This window comes from Corallococcus sp. bb12-1, from assembly GCF_026626765.1.
Classification (GTDB): Bacteria; Myxococcota; Myxococcia; order Myxococcales; family Myxococcaceae; genus Corallococcus; species Corallococcus terminator.
Genome location: NZ_JAPNJZ010000001.1, coordinates 1,093,770 through 1,115,097, shown reverse-complemented (window position 1 = coordinate 1,115,097; position 21,328 = coordinate 1,093,770). Strand labels below are relative to the sequence as shown.

At 69.9% G+C, this 21,328-nt stretch carries 22 protein-coding genes and 1 tRNA gene; 8 read left to right on the top strand and 15 right to left on the bottom strand.

What is annotated here, in order from left to right; translation table 11 throughout:
- Positions 1-8 precede the first annotated feature (8 nt).
- From OV208_RS04675 to OV208_RS04645, 7 genes are all read right to left on the bottom strand, one after another.
- Positions 9-3,137 (bottom strand): TonB-dependent receptor domain-containing protein, encoded by a 3,129-nt coding sequence (locus OV208_RS04675; RefSeq protein ID WP_267572583.1) that lies wholly within the window; start codon positions 3,135-3,137, stop codon positions 9-11.
- A 148-nt stretch (positions 3,138-3,285) separates the two neighbouring features.
- Positions 3,286-3,714 carry an ExbD/TolR family protein gene (locus OV208_RS04670; protein ID WP_267572582.1) on the bottom strand — a complete coding sequence of 143 codons (429 nt, stop codon included), beginning with the start codon at positions 3,712-3,714 and terminating at the stop codon, positions 3,286-3,288.
- A gap of 15 nt (positions 3,715-3,729) precedes the next feature.
- Entirely contained in the window at positions 3,730-4,137 is a 408-nt protein-coding gene (locus OV208_RS04665; RefSeq protein WP_267572581.1) for an ExbD/TolR family protein, read from the bottom strand.
- Positions 4,121-4,876, bottom strand: coding sequence for a MotA/TolQ/ExbB proton channel family protein (locus OV208_RS04660; RefSeq protein WP_267572580.1), 756 nt, complete (start codon positions 4,874-4,876; stop codon positions 4,121-4,123). The genes OV208_RS04665 and OV208_RS04660 overlap by 17 nt, the downstream gene beginning before the upstream one ends.
- Positions 4,877-4,905: 29 nt before the next feature.
- The gene (locus OV208_RS04655; protein WP_267572579.1) at positions 4,906-5,676 is read right to left on the bottom strand and encodes an energy transducer TonB; all 771 of its coding nucleotides are present in this window, start codon (positions 5,674-5,676) and stop codon (positions 4,906-4,908) included.
- An 82-nt stretch (positions 5,677-5,758) separates the two neighbouring features.
- Complete coding sequence (locus tag OV208_RS04650; protein ID WP_267572578.1) at positions 5,759-6,991, bottom strand: glycosyltransferase family 87 protein; 1,233 nt, start codon at positions 6,989-6,991, stop codon at positions 5,759-5,761.
- Positions 6,992-7,050: 59 nt separating this feature from the next.
- Complete coding sequence (locus OV208_RS04645; protein ID WP_267572577.1) at positions 7,051-8,445, bottom strand: dihydrolipoyl dehydrogenase family protein; 1,395 nt, start codon at positions 8,443-8,445, stop codon at positions 7,051-7,053.
- A 430-nt stretch (positions 8,446-8,875) separates the two neighbouring features.
- On the opposite strand from OV208_RS04645, the gene OV208_RS04640 reads away from it, so the two are divergent.
- The 5 genes from OV208_RS04640 to OV208_RS04620 all read left to right on the top strand — a co-directional run bounded on the left by OV208_RS04640 (position 8,876) and on the right by OV208_RS04620 (position 12,404).
- Positions 8,876-9,307 carry a ribosome-binding factor A gene (locus tag OV208_RS04640; protein WP_267572576.1) on the top strand — a complete coding sequence of 144 codons (432 nt, stop codon included), beginning with the start codon at positions 8,876-8,878 and terminating at the stop codon, positions 9,305-9,307.
- Positions 9,304-10,461: an RtcB family protein gene (locus tag OV208_RS04635; protein WP_267572575.1), complete on the top strand. Its 1,158-nt coding sequence runs from the start codon at positions 9,304-9,306 to the stop codon at positions 10,459-10,461. The genes OV208_RS04640 and OV208_RS04635 overlap by 4 nt, the downstream gene beginning before the upstream one ends.
- A gap of 177 nt (positions 10,462-10,638) precedes the next feature.
- Positions 10,639-10,712 (top strand) — tRNA-Gln (locus tag OV208_RS04630).
- Positions 10,713-10,768: 56 nt separating this feature from the next.
- The gene (locus tag OV208_RS04625; protein WP_267572574.1) at positions 10,769-11,305 is read left to right on the top strand and encodes a non-proteolytic archaemetzincin-like protein; all 537 of its coding nucleotides are present in this window, start codon (positions 10,769-10,771) and stop codon (positions 11,303-11,305) included.
- Positions 11,306-11,438: 133 nt separating this feature from the next.
- A complete protein-coding gene (locus OV208_RS04620) occupies positions 11,439-12,404 on the top strand; it encodes a TolB family protein (protein ID WP_267572573.1) in 966 nt (321 codons plus the stop codon).
- Between the two features lie 57 nt (positions 12,405-12,461).
- Here OV208_RS04620 and OV208_RS04615 read toward each other — a convergent pair whose 3' ends face one another.
- The 7 genes from OV208_RS04615 to OV208_RS04585 form a co-directional block, all read right to left on the bottom strand.
- The gene (locus OV208_RS04615; protein WP_267572572.1) at positions 12,462-12,869 is read right to left on the bottom strand and encodes a DUF3592 domain-containing protein; all 408 of its coding nucleotides are present in this window, start codon (positions 12,867-12,869) and stop codon (positions 12,462-12,464) included.
- Entirely contained in the window at positions 12,866-13,330 is a 465-nt protein-coding gene (locus OV208_RS04610; protein WP_267572571.1) for a DUF3592 domain-containing protein, read from the bottom strand. The genes OV208_RS04615 and OV208_RS04610 overlap by 4 nt, the downstream gene beginning before the upstream one ends.
- Entirely contained in the window at positions 13,327-13,827 is a 501-nt protein-coding gene (locus OV208_RS04605; protein ID WP_267572570.1) for a DUF3592 domain-containing protein, read from the bottom strand. The genes OV208_RS04610 and OV208_RS04605 overlap by 4 nt, the downstream gene beginning before the upstream one ends.
- A 27-nt stretch (positions 13,828-13,854) precedes the next feature.
- Complete coding sequence (locus OV208_RS04600; RefSeq protein WP_267572569.1) at positions 13,855-14,304, bottom strand: DUF3592 domain-containing protein; 450 nt, start codon at positions 14,302-14,304, stop codon at positions 13,855-13,857.
- An 8-nt stretch (positions 14,305-14,312) separates the two neighbouring features.
- On the bottom strand, positions 14,313-14,783 hold the full coding sequence (locus tag OV208_RS04595; RefSeq protein WP_267572568.1) for a DUF3592 domain-containing protein: 471 nt from the start codon (positions 14,781-14,783) through the stop codon (positions 14,313-14,315).
- A 96-nt stretch (positions 14,784-14,879) separates the two neighbouring features.
- The gene (locus OV208_RS04590; protein WP_267572567.1) at positions 14,880-15,380 is read right to left on the bottom strand and encodes a DUF3592 domain-containing protein; all 501 of its coding nucleotides are present in this window, start codon (positions 15,378-15,380) and stop codon (positions 14,880-14,882) included.
- A gap of 65 nt (positions 15,381-15,445) precedes the next feature.
- Positions 15,446-15,928, bottom strand: coding sequence for a DUF3592 domain-containing protein (locus tag OV208_RS04585; protein WP_267572566.1), 483 nt, complete (start codon positions 15,926-15,928; stop codon positions 15,446-15,448).
- Positions 15,929-16,075: 147 nt separating this feature from the next.
- Here OV208_RS04585 and OV208_RS04580 point away from each other — a divergent pair, with 147 nt between their 5' ends.
- Positions 16,076-16,555, top strand: coding sequence for an ankyrin repeat domain-containing protein (locus OV208_RS04580; protein WP_120538625.1), 480 nt, complete (start codon positions 16,076-16,078; stop codon positions 16,553-16,555).
- Between the two features lie 96 nt (positions 16,556-16,651).
- On the opposite strand, the gene OV208_RS04575 is transcribed toward OV208_RS04580, so the two are convergent.
- On the bottom strand, positions 16,652-18,865 hold the full coding sequence (locus OV208_RS04575) for a (Fe-S)-binding protein (RefSeq protein WP_267572565.1): 2,214 nt from the start codon (positions 18,863-18,865) through the stop codon (positions 16,652-16,654).
- Positions 18,866-19,282: 417 nt separating this feature from the next.
- Between OV208_RS04575 and OV208_RS04570 the strand changes: the two genes are divergently transcribed.
- Together OV208_RS04570 and OV208_RS04565 are read left to right on the top strand one after the other, a co-directional pair.
- Positions 19,283-19,438: a hypothetical protein gene (locus OV208_RS04570; protein WP_158624954.1), complete on the top strand. Its 156-nt coding sequence runs from the start codon at positions 19,283-19,285 to the stop codon at positions 19,436-19,438.
- Between the two features lie 507 nt (positions 19,439-19,945).
- Positions 19,946-21,241: a vWA domain-containing protein gene (locus OV208_RS04565; protein WP_267572564.1), complete on the top strand. Its 1,296-nt coding sequence runs from the start codon at positions 19,946-19,948 to the stop codon at positions 21,239-21,241.
- The last annotated feature ends 87 nt before the right edge of the window (positions 21,242-21,328 follow it).

Sequence of the window (21,328 nt, the reverse complement as noted above, 5' to 3'; positions counted from 1 at the left end):
GATGGGAACTACAGGGCCCAGCCAAGCGCGGCGGTGAACGCCATGCCGGGCTTGTACGTCTGCACCGTCACGTCTCCCTGGCGGAGGGTGACGGACGCGTTGAGGAGGTTCGCGGCGGTCAGCTTCAACTGCGTCGCGCCCAGCTTCTGGGTGAGGGTGATGTCCACGCGGTGGAAGGGCCGCTCGTACACGTCCGGCAGGCCCTGCACGCCGACCTCGCTGATGCGCTGGCCGTACACGTTGTAGAGGACCGCGAATTCGGTGCCGCTCTGCGGCCGCTCGTAGCCCACGTTGACGTTGATGACGTAGGGCGACTGGCCCTGGAGCGGCCGGTCCTTGTTCGTCTGCGCGCCCACCACCGCGGAGTCACCCAGGTCCACCTGCGACTGGATGAGCGTGAGGTTCGCGCCCACGCGCACCGGGCGCAGCGCGGGGCTGAAGCGGGCCAGGGACGTGCGCGCCTCCAACTCCAGGCCGTAGCTGTCCGCGCCCGCGGCGTTCTCGAAGCCCAGGTCTCCGCTGTCCGGGTTGCGGATGACGCGCTCGATGGGGTCCTGGAAGCGCTTGTAGAAGGCGCTCGCGGCGAGCACGTCGTTCTCCTCGACGAACCACTCCACGCGCGCGTCCACGTTGTGGATGCGCGTCTCCAAGAGGTCGGGGTTGCCGGACACGTTCCGGCGGCGCACGAAGTCGAAGAAGATGAAGGGCGCCAGCTCCCGGAACGTGGGCCGCGCCAGCGTGTAGCTGTAGCCCGCGCGCAGGTTCACCTTCTCGGACAGCGCGTAGATGGCGTTGAACGACGGCAGCACATCCAGGTAGCGCTGGTCCGTGCCGCCCTGGCCCTCCACGCCGGTGAAGGGGTCCTTCAGCGTGAGGTTCTGCCGGGAGGCTTCCAGGCGCACGCCGCCCACGAGGCGCAGCGGCTCCACGGGCTTGTAGTCCGCGGACACGTAGCCGGCGTAGATGCCCAGGAAGGCGTTGTAGGCGTCGTCCGCGCGGGTCGTCTCGCGCACGGTGATGGCGTTGCCCACGTTCTCCGGCGAGAAGAGCTGTTCGGGGGACTGGGTGCGGTCCACCGGCGTGTCGTTGAGCAGGTAGCGGAAGCGGCGCGCGTTGAAGTCGCGGAAGGACACCTGCGTCAGGCCGCCCACCTTCACGCGCAGGTCGGAGGAGAAGGGCAGGGTGAGGTTGACGCTGCCGCCGGTGGACGTCTCTCCCAGCTCGGCGAAGAAGCGCTCGCCGCTGTTGGGCTGGTTGGGGAAGGACAGCTGCGCGTCGGGGTTGTTCAGGCTGGCGCTGTAGAGCGTGTCGCGCGTGTCGGGTTCGTCGCGGTCCACGCGGGAGACGTTGGCCTGCCAGTCCAGCTCCGAGTCGCCCAGCAGGCCCAGGCGGTGGAAGCCGCGCAGCTGGGTGAAGGACAGCGCGCGGGTGATGAACTGGAGGCGGGTGCTGGAGTAGGAGTCGCCGCGCACGTTGTTGTTGCCGTTGGCGGAGTACGTGCGCGTGTCGGTGCCGCGCGTGTAGAGGCTGAAGAAGGTCAGCTCGTTGTCGCGGTCGAACTGGTAGCCCACGCTGGCCAGGCCACTGAGGTTCGCGGTGGAGAAGCCCTGCGTGGTGCGCGCGACGTCCTGGGGGATGAGCGAACCGGACTCGTCGCGGGACGCGCGGGCGAAGTCGCCCGTCTGCACGCCGTCGCGGTGGCCATAGTTGACGGTGGCCAGGTAGCCCAGCCGCTGGTTGCCGAAGCGCAGCGTGTCGCCCAGCGATGCGCCCAGGCCCAGGTTGGGCACGGCGCGCGTGGTGCGCTTCTCCCAGACGTTGGTGAAGCTCTCCCACTGGCCTTCCAACTGCTGCGCTGACTCTCCACCCGCGCCCAGGCGGTGGTCGCGGGGCAGCTCGGACGGCAGGCCCCGGCTGGAGTCGGCGAAGCCCAGCGCTTCACCGAAGCCACCCTGCGCCTGCGAGTTGCGCTCGCGGAAGGTCGTCACCGTGTCGCCGCCCAGGGTGAGGCGCGGCTTGAACTCGAACTGGGACGGGTAGGTGTTGGTCTCGATGAGGAGTGTGCCGCCGCCGAAGGTGCCTGGCAGGTCCGGCGTGTAGCTCTTCACCACGTTGAGGTTCGCGAGCAGGCTGGTGGGGAACAGGTCCAGCGGCACGCTGGGCTCGTCCGGTTCCGGGCTGGGCAGCAGCGCGCCGTTGAGCAGCGTGGTGGCGTACCGGCCGCCCAGGCCGCGCAGCAGGACATACTTGCCGTCCACCACGGTGGCGCTGACCACGCGCTTCACCGCGTCACCGGCGCTGGAGTCCGGCGTGCGGGCGATCTCCTGCGCGCTGATGGAGTCGGAGACGGCGGCGGCCTTCTTGCGGTCCTGGAGCAGGGCGCCCTCGGCGCGGCGGTCGGAGCGCGCTTCGACGACGACTTCCTGCACCGCGCCCACGTCCGCGCTGAGCGCGACATTCAGCTTCGTGGCCTTGCCCTGGGTGACGACGACGCCGGTGATGCGGCGGCCCTGGTACACGTCGTAGAAGGCGCGCAGGTCGTACTTGCCCGGCGGAAGCGCGAGCCGGTAGTTGCCGTCCAGGTCGGTGAGGGCCTGCTTCTGCGAGCCCGTCACCACCTTCACAGTGGCCTCGATGAGACCCTCGCCGTTGGCCTCGTCCGTGAGGCGGCCGTAGATGCCGGTGAAGCCGGGAGGCGGCGCGGCGGACTCCGCGAGGGCTTCATCGCCCAGGGCCGCTTCGTCGGACGCGGTGGCTTCGGACGGGGCCGCTTCGGGATCCGTCACGGTGCCGGACTGCGCGGCGGCCGGAGCAGAAGGATCCACGGGCTGCGCGGGCGAGGTGTTCCCAGGCTGCGCACCCTGCACGGGCCCTGGATTCGCGGCGCTCCCGGGCTGTGTTCCCAGCGAAGGCGCGGGACTCGTCGGCAGTGCCCCGTCCGGCTGTGACGCGGCGGATCCACCAGGAGTCCCCGGCGGAGACGGAAGCTCCCCTGCGGGCTGCGTGCCGGGCGTGGCGGAGGGGGAAGGCGCAAGAGGGGCCGTCGGCGCGGCGCCGGGGGCCTGCGCGAAGGCAGGCAGGGTGATGAGCACGAGTGACGCCACGAGGGCGCGCACGAAGTTCGAACGAGACAACACGGCTCTCCTTGCCGACAGCGACGCGCAATCAACGCGACGCCCGTGGCATTGGGATGAAGGGTTTGTGACGTCTCTGGCGGGGAACGGAAAACTTGGTGTCACGGACCGCGCGCGGCTCGCACCGCGCGCGGGACACCCGCTGCACGACTCAATCCGCGAGTCGCTCTGGCAGCACGGCGACGGTGATGTTTCCACCCCGCGCCAGGTCCAGCACTTCCATGGCACTGCCGTACGGCACCGCGTCGCTCGCGTCGAAGAAGACGATCTTGTCCGCTCGCGCGTTGAGCATGCGCCGCAGGCGTTCCACCACCTGATCGCGCGGCACCTCCTCGCGGTTGATGCGCAGCGTGCCGGCCTTGTCCACCGTGAGCACCACGGGCGGCTTCGCGTCAGGCGGCGGGGGCGGCGTGTTCTCCGTCTTGTCCGCCTTCGCCGGCACGTTCATCCACAGGTGCTTGGTCATCAGCGGCGTGACGACCATGAAGATGATGAGGAGGACCAACACCACGTCCACCAGGGGCGTCACGTTCATCGTGGGGCGGATGCCGCCCTTGCTGCCACCGACGTCGAAAGCCATGGCGCGTGCCTCCCCTTACTTCTTCTGCCGGTCGATGACCTGCAGGCTGATGCCCGGGAAACCAATGTCCTGCATCGCCTTGAACACGCCTCTCACCTGCGCGTACGCCACGCCCCGGTCCGCCTTGAGCACCACGGGCGCGTCCGGCTTCACCTTGTGCAGCGTCTTCAGCTCCACCACGAGCGCGTCCCGCGTCAGCTCCTTGCGGTCCAGGAAGAAGGACCCGTTCGCCGCGAGGCTCACCGTCGTGGGCTCCAGGTTCTTGTTCTCCGGATCCGGGTTCGTCGCGACGGGCAGCTCCACCGCCGCGCCCGACTCCAACTGCGGCGTGACGACCATGAAGATGATGAGGAGGACGAGCACCACGTCCACCAGCGGCGTCACGTTCATCTCCGGGGTGATGCTCCTACGCGTGGCCGACATCGGTGGCCTCGGCGCGGGTGGAGACGACGTCCGCGCTGCTCGCGTGCGGCGCGTGGGCAACCACCGCGCGCTTGTCACCGGACATGTCCTCCAGGTGGTCCAGGAACTCGCCGCGCGCCTGCTCCAGGGAGAGCAGCAGCGCGTCCGCGCGGGTGGACAGGAAGTTGAACATCAGCACCGCGGGGATGGCGACGAGCAGGCCCAGCGCGGTGACGACCAGCGCCTCCGCGATGCCGGCGGACACCGCGCCCAGGCCACCGGAGCCCTCCTTCGCGATGCCGGCGAAGGCCTCGATGATGCCCACCACCGTGCCCAGCAGGCCGACGAACGGCGCCACCGAACCCACCGTGGCCAGCACCGACATGCCCCGGCGCACGTCCGCGGTGATGCGCTCGTTGATGCGCACCAGGTCGCGGCGCGTGAGCTCCACCGCGCCCAGCTTCCCGGCGGGCGCGCGGGACTTGGACAGGAACGTCTTCATGCCGCCGCCCAGCATCATCGCCAGGTGGCTGCTCTTGCTGCCTTCGGCCTCCTTCACCAGCGCGTCGTGCTGCTGCTGCGCGAGGAGCGGACCGGCGCGGCCGGCGAACTTGCGGGACGCGGCGCGTGAGCGGAAGTAGACGAACAGGCGCTCGAAGAAGACGGCCAGCGACGCGACCGCGAAGGCGATCAGCGTCCAGGCGATGCCCAGGGCGAAGACGCCCATGTGCGCGTAGATCTCTTTGAGATTGAAGTTCATGGCGGTGTGTTCCCGGGGGAAGGAGGGCGTCAGGACTTGAGGCGGAAGGGGACCTTGAAGATGCGGAAGACGGAGGTGGGCTGGCCGGACACGACGGCGGGCCGGAAGCGCCACGTGCGCACGGCGGCCAGCGCGGCGCTGGCGAAGGGCTCATCCCCGCGCATCACCTTGAGTCCGGTGACGCGGCCGTCCGCCTCGACGACGCCCTTGAGGATGACCAGGCCCTCCTGACCCTTGGAGCGGGCGTCGGAGGGGTACTCAGGCAGCAGGTTCGCGGACAGCGGCTCCGGAGGCGTGGCCGACTCCGGCAGGTTGATGGGCTGGGCGCGACCGCCGCCAATGGCCATCCCCTCACCGCTGCCGACACCGCCCACCACACCGCCAGGAACGAGCGTCCCGGTGCCACCGACGGCCATGGGCGCCGCGGCGACGATCTCCTTCTCCGCTTCCGGCGGCTTGTCGAGCGGCACCGCGTCCGGGGCCTTCAGCGGCGCGGGCGCGGTGACGGGCGCGGCGGGAGGCGGCGCCTTGGCGAGCGCGGGAGGCGCGGCGCGCGGCGTGACCTTCACGGGCGGCGGAGGCGGCGGGGGAGGAGGCTTCACCTCGACGACGGGAAGAGGTGGCGGAGGCGGGCGGAAGACAACGTCCACCTTCTTCTCCTTGATGACTTCCTTCACGGTGTTCGCCGCGGTCATCGCCGCGACGGCGATGAGTCCGAAGACGGCGACCGACGCGGTGGTGGAGAGCGCGAACCGCCGGGCGGCGGGGGCGCTGGAGGCGCTGTCGAACGTTTCGAACATGACGGGGACGCATATAGCGACGCCGTGTGTCACGAAGGTTCAGGCTCCGTGACACTTTGCCCCCGGCATTGTTTCGATTGGGTCACGAAGCGCGTGCGTTTGGAAATTCACGCGGCAGGTGCGTCACGGCTCCGTCGGAAAGTACGGCGGTGGGAGCACCCCGGCGCCGCGTCTGCCACAGGAGTGTGAGCAGCAGCGCCGTGTATGCCCACACGAACGGCCGCGTGAGCAGCACCCGCCGCGCCAGCTCCGCGCCCAGCACCGTCTCCGACACCAGGACACCCGTGAGCGCCACCAGTCCGACCAGCGCCTGGCCGGAGCGCGACCGACCTTCCAGCGCCGCGCGGATCAGCGGCCACGCGAGCACGTAGTTCGCGCGCCACGCCAACGGTGACAGAAGCGTCACGCCCAGACACCCGAACGCGAGCAGCTCCACGGGCCCGGGCCGCGCCCACACCCACGCGATGACGAACAGCCCCACCGCCACGGCCTGTGCCAGCGTCATCGCGCCGGCGGGCGGCAGGGACTCCGGGGGCAGCACCAGCGACAGCAGCAGCGTGGGCAGGCCCTGCGGGTTGTGGCCCAGCGCCCACGGCGGCGTGGTGCGCGCGAGCGTCCGCGTCCAGTCCTGCACTTGCGACAGCGTCCCCTCCCACCCGTAGCGGCCCAGCGTGGGCAACACCAGCAACACGCCGAAGAGCGCCGTGGCGCCCACGACGCGCCAGTGCCTGCGCGCGAGGAAGAACAGGCCCAGCAGCGCGGCCGGGGGCTTGAGCAGACACGCCACGGCGAACGCGGCGCCAGGACCCCAGACGCGGCCCCGCTCCGCCCCCACGGCCGCGGCCACCAGCAGCCACAACAGCACGGCGTCCACCTGGCCGTAGAAGAACTCGAAGGTGAGCGCGGGCAGCAACACCGCGGTCGCGAGCACCGGCGCCCATTCCCACGGAGCTGCCTCTCCATTCGCGGGCGCGGCGCGGCGCGTGAGCACGGACACGGCGGCCAGGGCGAGCACGGAGCCCAGGTTCCACAGCGCCACGGCGGCGCGCGGAGGCACTGCGGTGAAGGGCAGGAAGAGGGGCGCGGTGACGGGCGCGTACTTGAACGGCATGGCGCCGTCTTCCACGCGGTACAGGTCCGTGCCTTCGCGGAAGCGTTCGGCGGCGGTGAGATAGACGCGGAAGTCCAACCCGCGCCTCGGATGCTGACCCACCGCCACGGCCGCCAACGCGAGCACCAGCAGCAGGGCCCACTCCACCTTCAGGGATGCGCTGTTCAGGGACGCGCTGTGGAGCGGCGGGTCAGCGGCAATCATTGGCACAAGGATGCAAGGGTGGGGCGCTTACCCTTTCATGCGGAGGCGCCCCACCGCAATCACAGACCGTAGGCTTCCAGCAACCGCAGCCACACCTCGCTCATGGTGGGGTACGACGGCACCGCGTGCCAGAGCGTGTCCAGCGGCACCTCGCCCGCGACGGCGATGGTGGCCGCGTGGAGCATCTCCCCCACGCCGGGGCCCGTGAACGTGGCGCCCACGATGACCCGGCGCTGCTCGTCCACCACCAGCTTCGCGGTGCCCTTGAAGCCCTCGCCCATGAGCGACGTGCCGGCCACGTCCCCCAGCTCGTACTGCACCGTCTTCACCGGGACGCCCGCCTTGCGCGCCTTCTCCTCGGTGAGGCCCACGCTGGCCACCTGCGGGTGCGTGAAGACGACCTGCGGCGTGGCCTTCGTGTCCGCCCACGCCTTCGCGGGCTTGCCCAGGATGACGTCGCCCACCAACCGTCCCTGGTACTTGCCCATGTGCGTGAGCAGGTTGCGGCCGTTCACGTCGCCGCACGCGTAGAGCCAGTCACCGTCCACGCCCTTCACGCGGAGCTGATCATCGACCTCGATGGACGCACCGGGCTTGAGGCCCACCGTGTCCACGCCCAGGTCGTCCGTGCGCGCCGTGCGGCCCATGGCCACGAGCAGCGCGTCCGCGCGCAGCGTGTCCCGGTTGGACAGCGTCACGGTGTATTCGCCCTTGCCCTCGCCCGAGCGCTGCACCTTCGTCGCCTGCGTCTCCAGGAACACGCGCACGCCAATGTCGCGCAGCGCCTGGGCCACCTGCTCGCCCACGAAGGGTTCGAAGCGCGTGAGCAGGCGGGGGCCGCGCTGCACCAGCGTCACCTCCGAACCCAGCTCGCGCCACGCCTGCGCCAGCTCCACCGACTCCACGCCGCCGCCCAGCACCACCAGCCGGCCCGGCACCGCCTTGGAGCCCGTGCCCTCGCGGTTGTCCCAGGGCCTGGAGTCCTTGAGCCCCGCGATGTCCGGCATGCGCGGCTTGCTGCCCGTGGCGATGACGACGGCCTTGCGCGCTTCCAGCTCGCGCACCTTCCCGTCCTTGCCCTCCACGCGCACCCTGCGCGGGCCGGTGAGCTTGCCGCGGCCCTTCACCACGGTGAGCTTCGCGCCCTCGGCCCACTTCACCTGGGACTTGTCGTCGTAGCCGGACACCATCTTGTCGCGGTGCTTGAGCACGGCCTCGGCCTTGAGCGGCTCCTTGATGAGCTCGCGCACGCCGGGCGTGTGCTGCGCCATCCAGAGCGTCTCGCCGGGGTGCAGCAGGGCCTTGCTGGGCATGCAGGCCCAGTAGGAGCACTCACCGCCCAGCAGCTCATGCTCCACCAGCGCCACCTTCAACCCACCCGCCGCGGCCCTCGCTCCCGCATTCTCCCCCGTCGGACCTGCCCCAATCACCACCACGTCGAAAGTCTCGGCCATGAAGCCTCCCGCCTAGTGGGTGCATCCGCGAGGCCTCCCTGCCAATCGCACTGAACGCCCGAGTCGGATGGTGGAAAGAGCGGCTGGTCACCACCGGACAGGCCCCGCGCTTTTTTGTCAGGCCCGGCATTCCCGTCGCGTCGGTGCGTCGTCCGCGCGGTTCCGCGTGCGGCGGGAGGTGTGCCATGGGACGTGTCGCCAAGGGTGTCTCGGTTCGCTCCTCACGGTCGCGCGTCTAGCGTCACCGGCGTCGTCCCGCATCTGCCTGACGGCCGCGCCTTCTTGCGCGTGGCCCCGTGGCGCAAGGGACGTCCTCGCCGTGCGCGAAAAGGCGGCGTGTCCGCGCGGGAGCTCCTGCGTGCACACCTACGGTCGTGTCCCGGCTCCTCGTGAGTGACGGGACGCGGCCCGCTGGAATCCGTCTTCGCTCATGTCCTCATCCAGGTCTCGCCGTCCCCGCGCGTCGTCCCGACGTTCGGGTTCCTCGCTGTTCCAGTCCCAGGCTCCGTCCGCGCGCCACCTGCGCGTCCAATCCACCCTCTCCGAGGAGGTCTCGCTGCTGTTCCGCGGCGAGCTGTCCGACCCATTGCTCGAAGGCGTCGCGCTGACGTCGTTCGAGCTGTCCCCCGAAGGCCGCACCGCGCGCATCGGCTACACGCTGTCGGAAGACACCGCCGACCCCGCGCAGGTGAAGGAGGCCCTGCTCCGCGCGCAGGGCTACCTGCGCTCCCAACTCGCGCAGCACCTGAACCTCAAGCGCACCCCGAACCTGCGCTTCGTCCACGTGGGCACCGCCCCACGCACGGAGCACGACGACAGCGGCTGGGGCTCGGACGACGAAGGGGAAGGGGGTGACGCATGATGCCCCGCCTCCTCGAAGTCCCACCGGGCGCGGTGCCGCTGCTCGCCTGGGCCCGCGCGGTGCCCGCCGCCGCGCTCCGGCAACTCCAGCAGCTCGCCGCGCAGCCCTACGTCGTCGAGCACGTGGCGGTGATGCCGGACGTGCACCTCGCGTCGGGCGTGGCGGTGGGCACCGTCTTCGCCACCGAACACCACGTCGTCCCCGGCGCGCTGGGCAACGACCTGGGCTGCGGTGTGAGCGCGCACCGCTTCGCCTTCCCCGCCGCGTCGCTGTCCCGCGCGGACCTGGAACAGCTCCTGTCCCAGCTTTCGCGCGTCATCCCCGTGGGAGACGCGGTGCACCGGGGCAAGGGCCTGCCCCTGCCACCCGGGCTGGAGTCCCCGGCGCTGTCCACCCACCGGCTCACTCAGGCCTGGGCGCGACTGGCGCCGCGCCACCTGGGCACGCTGGGGGGTGGCAACCACTTCCTGGAGCTGGACCGGGACGGGGCGGGGGACCTCTGGCTGCTCATCCACACCGGGTCCCGGGGCGTGGGGGGCGCGGTGGGGGAGCACCACCAGCGGGTGGCGAAGGCGCTCGGGGAGGGCATGCCGCACGCCCTGCGCACCGACACCGAGCCGGGCCAGGCCTGCCTCCACGACCTGGAGCTGGCGTGCCGCTTCGCCCGTGCCAACCGGGACACGCTCGCCGCCCGGGCCCTGGCCGTCATCGCGGACCGCCTGGGCGTGGCCCCGGAGGGGGACAGCACCGTGGACGTGCACCACAACCACGTCGCCACGGAGGTGCACTTCGGCCGCACCCTCCAGGTCCACCGCAAGGGCGCGGTGGGGCTGGACGCGGGGGCGCGGGGCCTCATCCCCGGCTCCATGGGCACGGCCTCCTACGTCGTGGAAGGCCGGGGCGAGCCGCGCGCCTTCCGCTCCTGCTCGCACGGGGCGGGCCGCGTGCTCACCCGCACGGAGGCCCGGGCCCGCATCCGCCCGGACGCGCTCGTCCATGCCCTGCGCCGCGTGGTGTTCGACCCGGCCCGGGCCCCCTCGCTGGTGGAGGAGGCCCCCGCCGCCTACCGGGACCTCTCCGAGGTGCTGGAGGACGAGGCCGACCTCGTGACGCCCCGCGTCCGACTCACCCCCCTGGCCGTGCTCAAGGGCTGAGGCGGGGGAGGGGCCTGTCGGGTGGACGACACCTCGCCCGCCCGGCAGCCCTCCCGAGGGGCCTGGGACGGTGATCCACCCCCACACCCCACGCAGAACGCGTCCCATCGTCAGAGTGGGTTCCCGAGCCCGTCGAGATGCCGTAGTATCGGCCCGAAAGTACGCGTGCGAACCTGCTGGGGCGTCGTCTAATGGCAGGACGTCAGACTTTGACTCTGATTATCAAGGTTCGAATCCTTGCGCCCCAGCCACTCCGCTCCGGGGGGACGCGGTCAACGTCCGTCCGGAGGTAGAAGGCGGTGGGCTGATGCCGCAGAAGACGCTCCTGCTGGTCACCGTGGGCAGTCCACCGACTGCGCTCGTGAACGCCTTGCAGGAACCGCTGGTGACCCACATGGGCGTCAGCGCGGTCGTGAGCCGGACGGCGCTGTCGTCCCCTGCCTACGCCTTCAACAAGGACCGCGGCCAGTACCACTGCAACGCCATCATGCGGCGGCTGGGCACGCTCCTGGAGGAGTCGCCGCAGAAGCAGCAACTGGTGATGGGGGTGACGGACGCGGACCTGTTCGTGCCGGAGTCGCCCTTCGTCTTCGGTGAGGCGGACCGGGAGTCCAAGGTCGCGGTGATGAGCCTGTTCCGGCTGCGCCAGGGCGCGGAGGGCGAAGCGCTGCGCCGCCGCGTCCAGGTGGAGGCCGTGCATCAGGTGGGCCACCTCATCGGCCTGTCCTACTGCGAGGACTCCCGCTGCGTGATGTTCCTCCCGCAGTCGGCCCAGGACATCGACCGCAAGCAACTGGGGCCGTGCAACGTCTGCCGCAATGAACTGAACCGCCTCAACCGCTGAACGTCGCCACCCCCTGTGGACTCCGGACGCAGGGGGCGGTGAATGCCGCCGCGTGCGTTGACGTCCCAGCCCGCGCGCCCTGTAGTCTTCGGGCGAACGTGTGGCAGGGCCGGCGGCACAGCGGGAGACAGCGATGATGGGCATGCGGCGGTGGCTCGGTGCGGTGGTGGCGGTGGGTTTGCTCGGGGCGTGCGAGCCCCTGGAGCCAGGGAGCGGCGGCACCATCGGTGACGTCCTCTTCGACAAGGGCTTCGCCTTCGTGCGCAGCGACCGGAACATCTACGTGGTGGACGACGACGGTGACCCCAACAGCCCGCAGCGGCTGACGACGGCGGGCAACGCGTACACGCCCTCGGTGTCACGCGATGGCAGCAGCATCGTGTTCGTGCAGCGGGTGGGCAGCACGTCGTCCATCCAGACGGTGCCCACCACGGGCGGCCCGGTGGCGACGCTCTTGAGCTCCAACGACGCGGCGTGCGGCGCGTGCACCAACTTCCGCGGCCCGACGTTCAGCCCGGACGGTCGCACCATCGTGTTCGCGTTCGACCGGGGCTCCGGGTCCATCAGCTCGCTGGCGCGCATCGCGGTGAACGGCAGCGGCTTCACGGAGCTGACGCCCGGCGCGACCATCAACCACGGCTCGCCGTCCTTCTTCCCCAACGGGACGACGGTGGTGGCGCCGGCGGGAAGCAACGCCTTCCAGTACAACCAGCTCGCGTTCGTGCCGGTGGGCGGTGGCAGCCCTTCCTATACGTCGTCGCTGGGCAACGAGGTGCTGGCCATCGCGAACCGCGCGGTGGTGTCTCCGGACGGGCGGCAGGTGGCGCTCGACGCGCGGCTGTCGTCCGGCAGCACGCGCATCTTCGTGGGCAACGTGACGTCGGTGGGCCTGAGCGGCAGCCTGCGCCGGCTGACGGACTACACCGCGAGCACCGTGCAGGAGAGCTTCCCCAGTTGGACGAGCAGCACGACGCTGGGCTTCCTCTTCAACGACTCCGGCGGCGACCCGAGCATCTACCGCGCTCCGGTGTCCTCGACGGCCAGCTCCGTCTCCCTCGCGGTGCCCGCCGCGAACGAGCCCTTCTACGGGCCCACCTGACGGATGTCCGTGGGGCGGGGCCCTGCCAGGGGCCCTCGTCCCCAGAGGCCTGGGGTTTCAGCCCAGGAGGACGCCCACGCCTCCGGCCATGAAGCCCAGCATCACCAGCGTCCAGAAGCCGGTCTTCACGAGCCCGACCCCCATGCCCGTGGGTCGGCTGCGGCGCGGATCCTCCGGCAGGTAGACGACTTCCAGGGGCTCGCCGGGGGACATCTCCGACCAGTCCTCGTGCGTCTCGCTGTATTCGTGGTGGAGCACCGTGCCGTCGGGCAGGCGGAACGCGTAGTGCACCGCCGCGTTTTCATCCACCTTGCCTGGAGTGATGCGGAGCACCTTGCCCTGCACGCGCTGCCCGCGCCGTTGGAACCTCCAGGTGACGGCGTAATCCTTCCATTGGAGCGCCAGCATCAGCGCGGGGCCTCCGACGAAGAGCGCCGCGGTCACGACCTTCGCCAGGAGGTTCATGGGGGCGCCGGGGTGGTGCTGGTGCGCGCTTCTTCCTGCCCCGGGTGGGTGAAGTATTCGTGCAGCGCGGTCAGGGTGCCGAAGCCCGCGAACAACACGAGCAGGGTCGCCACGATGAGGAAGAACCTCCGGCTGAGTCCCGTGCCCACGGCCATGTGATGGTGTGGCGCGTCCGCCAGGTAGAGGACGTCGACGGGAGAGCCTGGGGTCTGCTCGGAGGCCGGCGGGGGCCACTCCGCGAAGCTGCCTTGAAGCTCCGGGCCCTCCGGAGGACGGAAGGAGTAATCGACGGCTCTCTTGTTGCTCCGGGGGTTCCTGACGCGGAGCACCTTGCCCCGTGCGTGCAGCCCGTCCTGCTCCAGCCGCACGACCAGTCGGCGGGAGTAGGTGAGGAGTCCCAGGATGAGGGAGGGCAGGCCCAGGAAGCCCACCAGGAGGCCAGTCAGGGTCTCGAGGGTCATTGCTGGAGGGGCCTCATCTGGGATTCGGGGGGCGGGCGAACGAAGGGTGGGGGGGCGCCTTCCCAGAGGTGGTCCACCAGCCCGTACAGCCCGGCGCACATCATGATCAGGGCCAGGGCGGAGCAGGCGGAAAACAGCGGTCCGTTCACTCCGCCGTTCTCGGGCAGGCTGTGGCGCGGGGCCTCGGGCCAGTAGGCGACGTCTATCTGGGAGCCCGGGGACATGCCTGTCCATGCCATGAAATGGTCCTCGTACGTGTGTTGGAGCACCGTGCCATCCGGCAATGAGAAGGAGTAGTGCAGGATGCATCGCGTGGATTCATGCTCCTCGAAGCCATCGCCGTGGCGGAGATGCTCCTTGCGAAGCACCGTGCCCCGCGCGTGAGCGCCCCGCGCCCGGAGCTTCGCGTTGCGCCGGTATCTCCTCCAGACCCACGCCATGAGCAGGGGCACGCCCCCCAGGGTGAACAGCTCGAACAGGACGAATTCGACTTTCATCGTGGGCCTCGGGGCACGGAGGGCGCGCTACGGCCGCGGTGTCTCCGCCTGGCGGGCGCTCTGCAAGTAGTTCCCCACCACGCCGATGCCGCCGCAGGATGCGAACAGCAGGAACAGGAGGGTCACCAGGATGACCTGAGGCCGCTCGAACCCCACGTTCTCGCGCAGGTGGTGTCGGGGCGCCTCCGGCAGGTAGGCGATGTCGATGGGGCTGCCTGGGGTCCGCGTGGCGGCGGCCTGTCGCGAGTCATGGAAGCTGTCGTGGATCTCCGGTCCTTCCGGCGGGCTGAAGACGTAGTCGACCCTGCTTGAGTTGCCCTTGAAGTCGTCCCGGACGCGGAGCACCTTCCCGCGCGTGTGCAGGCCGCGCTGCCGCACCTGCAGGGTGAGGGTCCGGTGCTTGAGGAGGGACTTCAGGATGAGGAGCGGGATGACCACGAAGCCGAACAGGAGGATGACCAGAAGCGGGAGGGACATGTGCGTGCTCAGGATGGCGGAGGGGAGGACGCCGAATCAACGTCCGCTGTCGCCGGTCCGGCCCGGGCCAGCATGAACAGCAGCCCGATCAGGCTGAAGGGCACCAGCACGACGGTGAAGAACAGGGCGAGCCCCAGGGACATCAGCCCGTGGCCTTCCGGGAAGCTCCAGCGCGGTTGTTCGCGGCTGTAGAGCACCTGGATGGAGTCGCCAACGCGCAGGCGCTTCCACAGTCCGGAGGAGATGTTGCGGCGGTTCTTCACCCGCGTGCCGTCGTGCGACGTGAAGGTGTAGTGCAGCACGTAGTCCGTGTCCTCCGTGGAGGCGTGGACCTCCTTCTTGAGCACCGTGCCTTGCGTGTGGGCGCCCTCGTCCACGATGCGCGAGTCGCGCCGGTACATCCCCCACGTCAGCACCAGCATCGTGAGGCCAATCGCCGCGAACGATGCGCCCAGGACGCGGGCCGCGATGAGGGACATGGGGTGCTCCTCCCTGCGCCACACACCGTGGCGCCTGCCACCGTGTCTAGGTATCGGGAGCGGAGCGCCGAAAGTGACGCTCCGGTGAACTCCGTCCTAGGGGCGAGGCTTGTACGGTTGCAGGTTGCCGCGAGAGGAAGGGGCCGCCGGAGCAGGAGGGCCCGGATTCTTCTGCTTCCCCTGTTCGACCGCGTAGACGCACAGCAGAGAGAACGCCACAACCGCGATCCAGAACAGGGGAATGACGGCCAGCGGCTCTTCTTGGCCTGTCTCCTGCGCGGGAAGGCTCTGACGTGGATCCTCGGTCAGATAGATGATGTCGATGGGGGAGCCGGCGCTCACGTCGCCCCAGGAGCGCCTGAAGAGGGACCGGTAGGAGTGGCGCATCTCCCGGCCATCCGTCAGGGTGAAGCTGTAGTGCAACGTGTCCGCGTTGTCCTCGTAGCCCTCCTCGACGAAGAGCACCTCGCCTTGCGTGCGCCGTCCCCGGCGAAGGAGTTCCTGGATGCTGCGGGCCTTCTGCCTGCGGATCCAAACGATCGCGACGAAGAAAACCAGGATGAGCAAGGCGAGCGCGATCGTCCCCACGGGATTCATGCGCCCATCATGGTGAGGGACGCCGCGGGCTGACAATCCGGGAAACCCACCGGCGTGCCCGTGCCCTACCGGTACGAATGCGAGCTGTCGCGAGACGCCGGCCTCCTGGGCGGGTGCGTGGATTCCTCGGGGCCAAAGTCCCAGCTTCGCAGCGTGAACACGACGAGGCCCAGGACGAGCAGTCCTCCCACGAGCCAGAAGACGAACTCGACGCTGGTCACGCCGTGGAGCACCGGCATGCTCTGCTCGGGGTGCTCCGGCAGGTAGACGAGGTCGATGGTGTCGCCGCGATGCAGGCTGTCCCAGGAGTCCAAGTAGGACTGATACGCATGGCGGAGCTCGGTGCCATCCGGCAGGCAGAAGGAGTAGTGCACCCTGGAGGGGCGGTCCTCCCGGGCCCGCTCCACGAGGAGCACCTCGCCCTGGACGCGCCGCCCCTTCTTCTGGAGGCGCTCGTGCTTGACGTGGACGTTCCAGAGCACCATCAGCACTGACACGACCAACGCCACCAGCAGGCAGATGATGATGACCTTTTCGGGGAACCCCATGGTACCCACAGCATGGTGCGGGGTGTCACGAGGAGGCAACCCGGGAACTCCACCGCCGTGCCCGCAGAAGGACCCCATGGCAGGGCGCGCCCTGGCATCGCGTCCCCTGAAACGCGATGCTGCCCGCCGCTGCTGGAGGTGCACACCGTGTCCCTTTTCGATGCCGTCACCGCGGGCGACCGCGCCGCCCTCGCCGCCCAGCTCGACGCGGGCGCCGACCCCAACCCCTTCGACGCCGACGGGCGCACCCCCCTCATGGCCGCCGCGCGCGTGGGCCGCGAGGACCTGGTGCGGCTGCTGCTGGAGGCGGGCGCGGACCCCACGCTGCCCGACAACCTGGGGGAGACGCCCTTCGTCACCGCCGCCGCGTACGGCCACGTGAAGGTGTGCGCGCTCCTGTCCTCCAAGGCCACCGACGACGAGAAGGACCTGGCCCGCACGCTGCTGGCCAACCAGGGCCTCACGGAGCTGCCCTCGCGCCCCTCTGAAATCGCCCCGGACGACTTCCGCCGCAAGCTCGCCTCCGCGAGCGCCTACGTCGTCGGCAAGCTGGGGGATGACGGCGCCACCAAGCGCCTGGAGCGCGTGCTGCGCTCGGAGAAGGGCTCCGACAAGGGCCGCAAGTAGCCCAGGCACCGCTCGCGCTGGAAAGCAGAAGGGCCCGGCCGCTCCCACTGCGGGGAGCCACCGGGCCCTCGGCACATCTGGAGGCGAAGAAGAGGACTACTCCGGCTTGGCGCTCACCACGGGGCTCGGGGACACGGTGCCGCCCTTGTGCTGGGGCTCCAGCGCGTCGGCGACCAGCTCGGTGATGTCCTTGACCTGGATCTGCTCGCGGCCGGTGTCGTTCTTCGCGTCGTTGAGCATCGTGGAGCAGAAGGGGCAGGCCACCGCGACGATGCCGGCGCCGCCCTGCTCCTTGTAGTCGCCCACCATGCCCGGCTTCTTCCTGTCCGCGGCGTCCGGGAAGGGCGTGGTCGGGTCCTCCGCGTGCTTGAGCGTGAGGGCCACTTCGTTGATGCGGTTGTGGTTGATGCGCGTGCCGATGTGCTCTTCCATCCACATCCGGCCGCCACCGGCGCCGCAGCAGAAGCCTTCACGCTTGCTGCGCTGCATCTCCACCACTTCCAGGCCCGGGATGCTCTTGAGCACTTCACGGGGCGCGTCGTACACGCCGTTGTGCCGGCCCAGGTAGCAGGGGTCGTGGTAGGTCAGCTTGGTGGTGGTGTTCATCACCGACGAGAGCTTGATGCGCTTCTCGTTGAGCAGCTCGTTGATGAGCTGCGTGTGGTTGATGACGCGGTACTCGCCGCCGAACTCCGGGTACTCGTTCTTGATGGTGTTGAAGCAGTGCGGGCACTGGGTGATGACCGCCTTCACGCCCATGGAGTTCCAGGACTCGACGTTCGTCTTCGCCAGCGTCTGGTACAGGTACTCGTTGCCCATGCGGCGCGCGGAGTCGCCGTTGCACATCTCCTGCTTGGACAGCGTCGCGAACGACACGCCCGCCTCGCGCAGAATCTTCACCAGCGCGCGGCTGACCTTCTTCTGCTTGTCGTCGTAGCTGCCCGCGCAGCCCACGAAGAACAGGTATTCGTACGGGCCGCCCTCGTCACCCCACGTGGGCAGCGCCAGGTCGGAGGCCCACTCGTCGCGCTGGTCCTGGCCGATGCCCCAGGGGTTGCCCTGGCGCTCCATGCCCTCGAACACGCGCTGGATCTCCGGCGGGAACTCCGCCTTCACCTGCACCTGGTAGCGGCGCATGTCGATGAGGCGCGGGACGTTCTCGATGAACACCGGGCACGCCTGCTCGCACCAGCCGCAGCTCGTGCACGCCCACACCGTCTCCGCCTTCAGCGCGCTGCCAATCATCTCCGGCAGGGGCTCCTTGATGCCGTTGGGGCCGTAGCCCTCTTCCACCCAGCGCTCGTTGTCCCAGAGCCAGTGCTTCAGGTCCTGGTTGACGGCCTTGTGCGTGAGCGGCTTGCCCGTGATGTACGTAGGACAGTGCGTCTGGCACCGACCGCATTCGGTACAGGAGTACAGGTCCAGGCCGTTCTTCCAGGTGAGGTCCTTCACCGTGGCGGCGCCGAACTCCTCCTTCTCCAGGTTGGGCGTGGGCAGCTTGCCGGTGGAGTGCGTGCGCTGGAAGAAGACGTTGGGCAGGCCCGTGATGATGTGGAAGTGCTTGCCCAGCGGCAGGAAGTTCAGGAACGCCAGGATGATGGTCAGGTGGATGAAGAAGCCCGCCACGCCCAGCACGTGCGCCACGGTGGGGCCCAGCGGCATCATCAGCAGACCCGTCACGCTGGTGAGGGGCTCCCACCACACGAGCGAGGCCGGCGTCGCCGGCACCTGCGTGGCGCCCACCGCAATCTGCTGCGCGGCGGCGTGCGCGGCCACCATGTGGCTGCCGCCGAACATGAACTCCGTCACCATCAGCCCGGCGATGAAGCCCAGGATGAGGTACGCCTCCCACGACTGGGACATGCGGTCCGGCTTCACCTTCCAGCGCGTCCACACGAAGTACGCCACGCCCAGGAGCGCCAGCCCCGCCACCACGTCCTTCACCATCAGGTACAGCTTGTAGAGCAGCAGCAGCGGCGGCGCGGCATCCCACGCCGGGTGGCTCATGTCGGTGAGCACTTCCAGCGCGGTGGACGAAAAGCCCATCACGAACATCATGATGGTGCGCACCGCCAGCACCATGAACGCCGCGTAGATGAAGATGTGGAACAGGCCCGGCGTGAACTCCTCCGGATCCACCATGCGCTGCTGCCCCAACCCGAAGCGCAGCAGCTGCACCGCGCGGTAGGGGATGCGGTCCAGCCGGTTCTCCTTCTTCATCGCGAGCAGCACGCCCGCGCGGCCGGACATCGTGATGACGAAGAGCGAAAGAGCGCCTGCCAGGAGCAGGCCGGTGATGATGGGACTCATGGAACCTCGGGACCTCTGGGGCCGCACGGCGTGGGGCGCCGGGTTGCCGCGTTGCGGCAATTCTTGAGTGTTCGTCAACCCTAACAGGGGTGATTCTCGAATCAAGCCTCGTACAGCGGAGCGTGTCCGGCAGCAGGCCCTGCCAGGTCGGCGCACGTCCCCGTGTCCGGTACCACAACCGCGCCTGGCCTGCTGGACGGCAAGCAGCCGGACGTGGGCTGCAGGACTCCGGCGAAACTTTGGGGGCCCGAGGGCTTTACAAAACAGGGGCGAACTCCCAACATGTTCGTAAATCGGTCAAGCACTGCTTGTAAATGGGCCCGCATGGAGTGGGCCCGGTGACCGACGCAGGGCGTCCAAGGGGATGCGAGCTGGTAGAGCCGTACACCCCGTGAATGGAGCGCCAAGGAGCCGGACATGAGCCACGACGACAGCACGTACCTGGATGAGGGGCGGGACTATCTCTACACGGGCGACGACGGTCAGGCCGGAGTGCCTCTCCAGCCCGTGGACGGCCAGCGCTGGGGCCACCTGGACGAAGAGGCCTGGGGCGGCTGGGACGTGGTGGAGTGAGCCGGGGCCCCCGCGGCCCGTGGACTGCGCGGGGGCATTTGTCGGGACGTCGGGGAGCTTGCACTCCCGGGCGGTGATGCAGTGCGCTGGACGCGGCGCTCCCCTTCGTCTGGAAGGGTCGAGTTCCTGGGCCAGGTTTTCGCGGGTCGACTTTCTCCGACCGCTCCAGAAGTAAATCCGTAAAGCACTGAACGGTGGTCCGGAAGCGTGGATGACGCAGGGCGTCCTGAGGCGTCACGCGCGGTCCTGCGCCGCTGATCGCCACACCCGGGAGGGGTTCGTCCCGAGGCCCGGGTGAAGGGGGGCCGCTGGGGGGCGGGCTTCGCGCGGAGGGTGGCTGGATGGCCGGCCGGAGCGATTGCTTTCACGACCGGAAACCCGACATCCTGTCCGCGAGCGGCAGGACTTCCGGGACGGACGCGGGCCAGGCAGGGGCGTCCGGGGCCAGGGGAGTCTTCGCGACGGATTCGCGGCAGGATGGCCCCATCCACCATGCGGGAGTGCGGGATGAAGCAGACGGCCTGGGCAGTGGAGCGCGACGCGGAAGGCGGCCGCGAAGTGCTGCTGCTCGTGACGCTGGAGGCTGAAGCGGAGACGCCTCGGGCCCCGGTGGCGGTGAACCTGGTCATCGACCGCAGCGCGTCCATGCGGGGCGCGCCGCTGGCGGCGGCGGTGGAGGCGGCGCGCGCGTTGGTGGAGCGCGCGGGTCCCCGCGACTACGTGGGCCTGCTCACCTTCGACGCGGACGCGGAGCAGGTGCTGCCCGTGCGCGCGATGGACGCGAGCGCCAAGGCGACCTTCCTGAAGACGCTGTCCCGCCTGGAGTCGGGCGAGGGCACCGCGCTGCACGAAGCCGTGGAGCGGGGCGCGGAGGCGGTGCGGCGCGTGCTGGTGCCGGGCGCCCGTCCGCAGCTCTTGATGCTCACTGACGGCGAGCCCTCCGTGGGCCCCACCGCGCTGGGCGAGTTCAAGGTGCTGGGAACGCGGGTGACGGACTCCGGCGTGGCGCTGCACGCGCTGGGGCTGGGCCGGCACTACCTGCCAGAGATTTTAGAAGCCCTCACGGGCCCCTCCGGCACGGGCTTCACGCACGTGGACGACGCGGAAGGGCTGCCGCTGGCGGTGGGCGCGCTGGGCGCGGAGCTGTTCGGGGAGGTGGTGTCGGACGCGCGCGTGTACGTGCTGCCCACCGGCTTCGCGGACCTGAGATGCCGCCACCGCTATCCGTCGCGCGTGGAAGGCGATGCGATGAGCGCGGCGCTGGGCGCGGTGTCGCATGCGTTCGCGCGCCGGGTCCTCTTCGCGGGCGTGCTGGAGAAGGGCGAGTGGAACCTCACCGTCACGGCCTCGTACACGGAGCACAACGACACCCGGCGGATGTCCGTGCCGGTGACGCGCCTGTTGCCGGACAGTGAAGAGGGCCGCTTCGTGCGCGCCGTGTCCGCGGAGCTGGAGCTGGTGTCCTTCGAGGCCGCCGCGTGGAAGGCCCTGTCCCGGCGGCAGCAGGAGGCAGCCGAGCGGGCGCTCGAGGGCGCGGACAAGGGGCTCTACAAGCTGGCCCGGCTGGGCGCGTCGGACGTCCCCGCGCAGCGGCACGTGGACCGGCTGGCCGACCTGCGCCGGGCGGTGGAGCGCCGGGCAGCGCAGCCGTCCGCACTGGGGGTGCGCCGGGCCCAGTCGGAGGTGTCCCGCATCACCATGAGCCGCATCGGGCCCGCGCTGCCGGTGGCGGCCAACGGGGGCGCCCTGCCTGCCGGGAACGTCGCGGCCATCCTTCCCTGGAAGACGGACGAGAAGCCGTAACCTCCCGTCCGCTGGGCCGTACTTGAGGGCGACGGGACCCGAGGTGGGCTCCCGCCATGCCCGGCGTGCGGGCGTGAGGAATGCCCG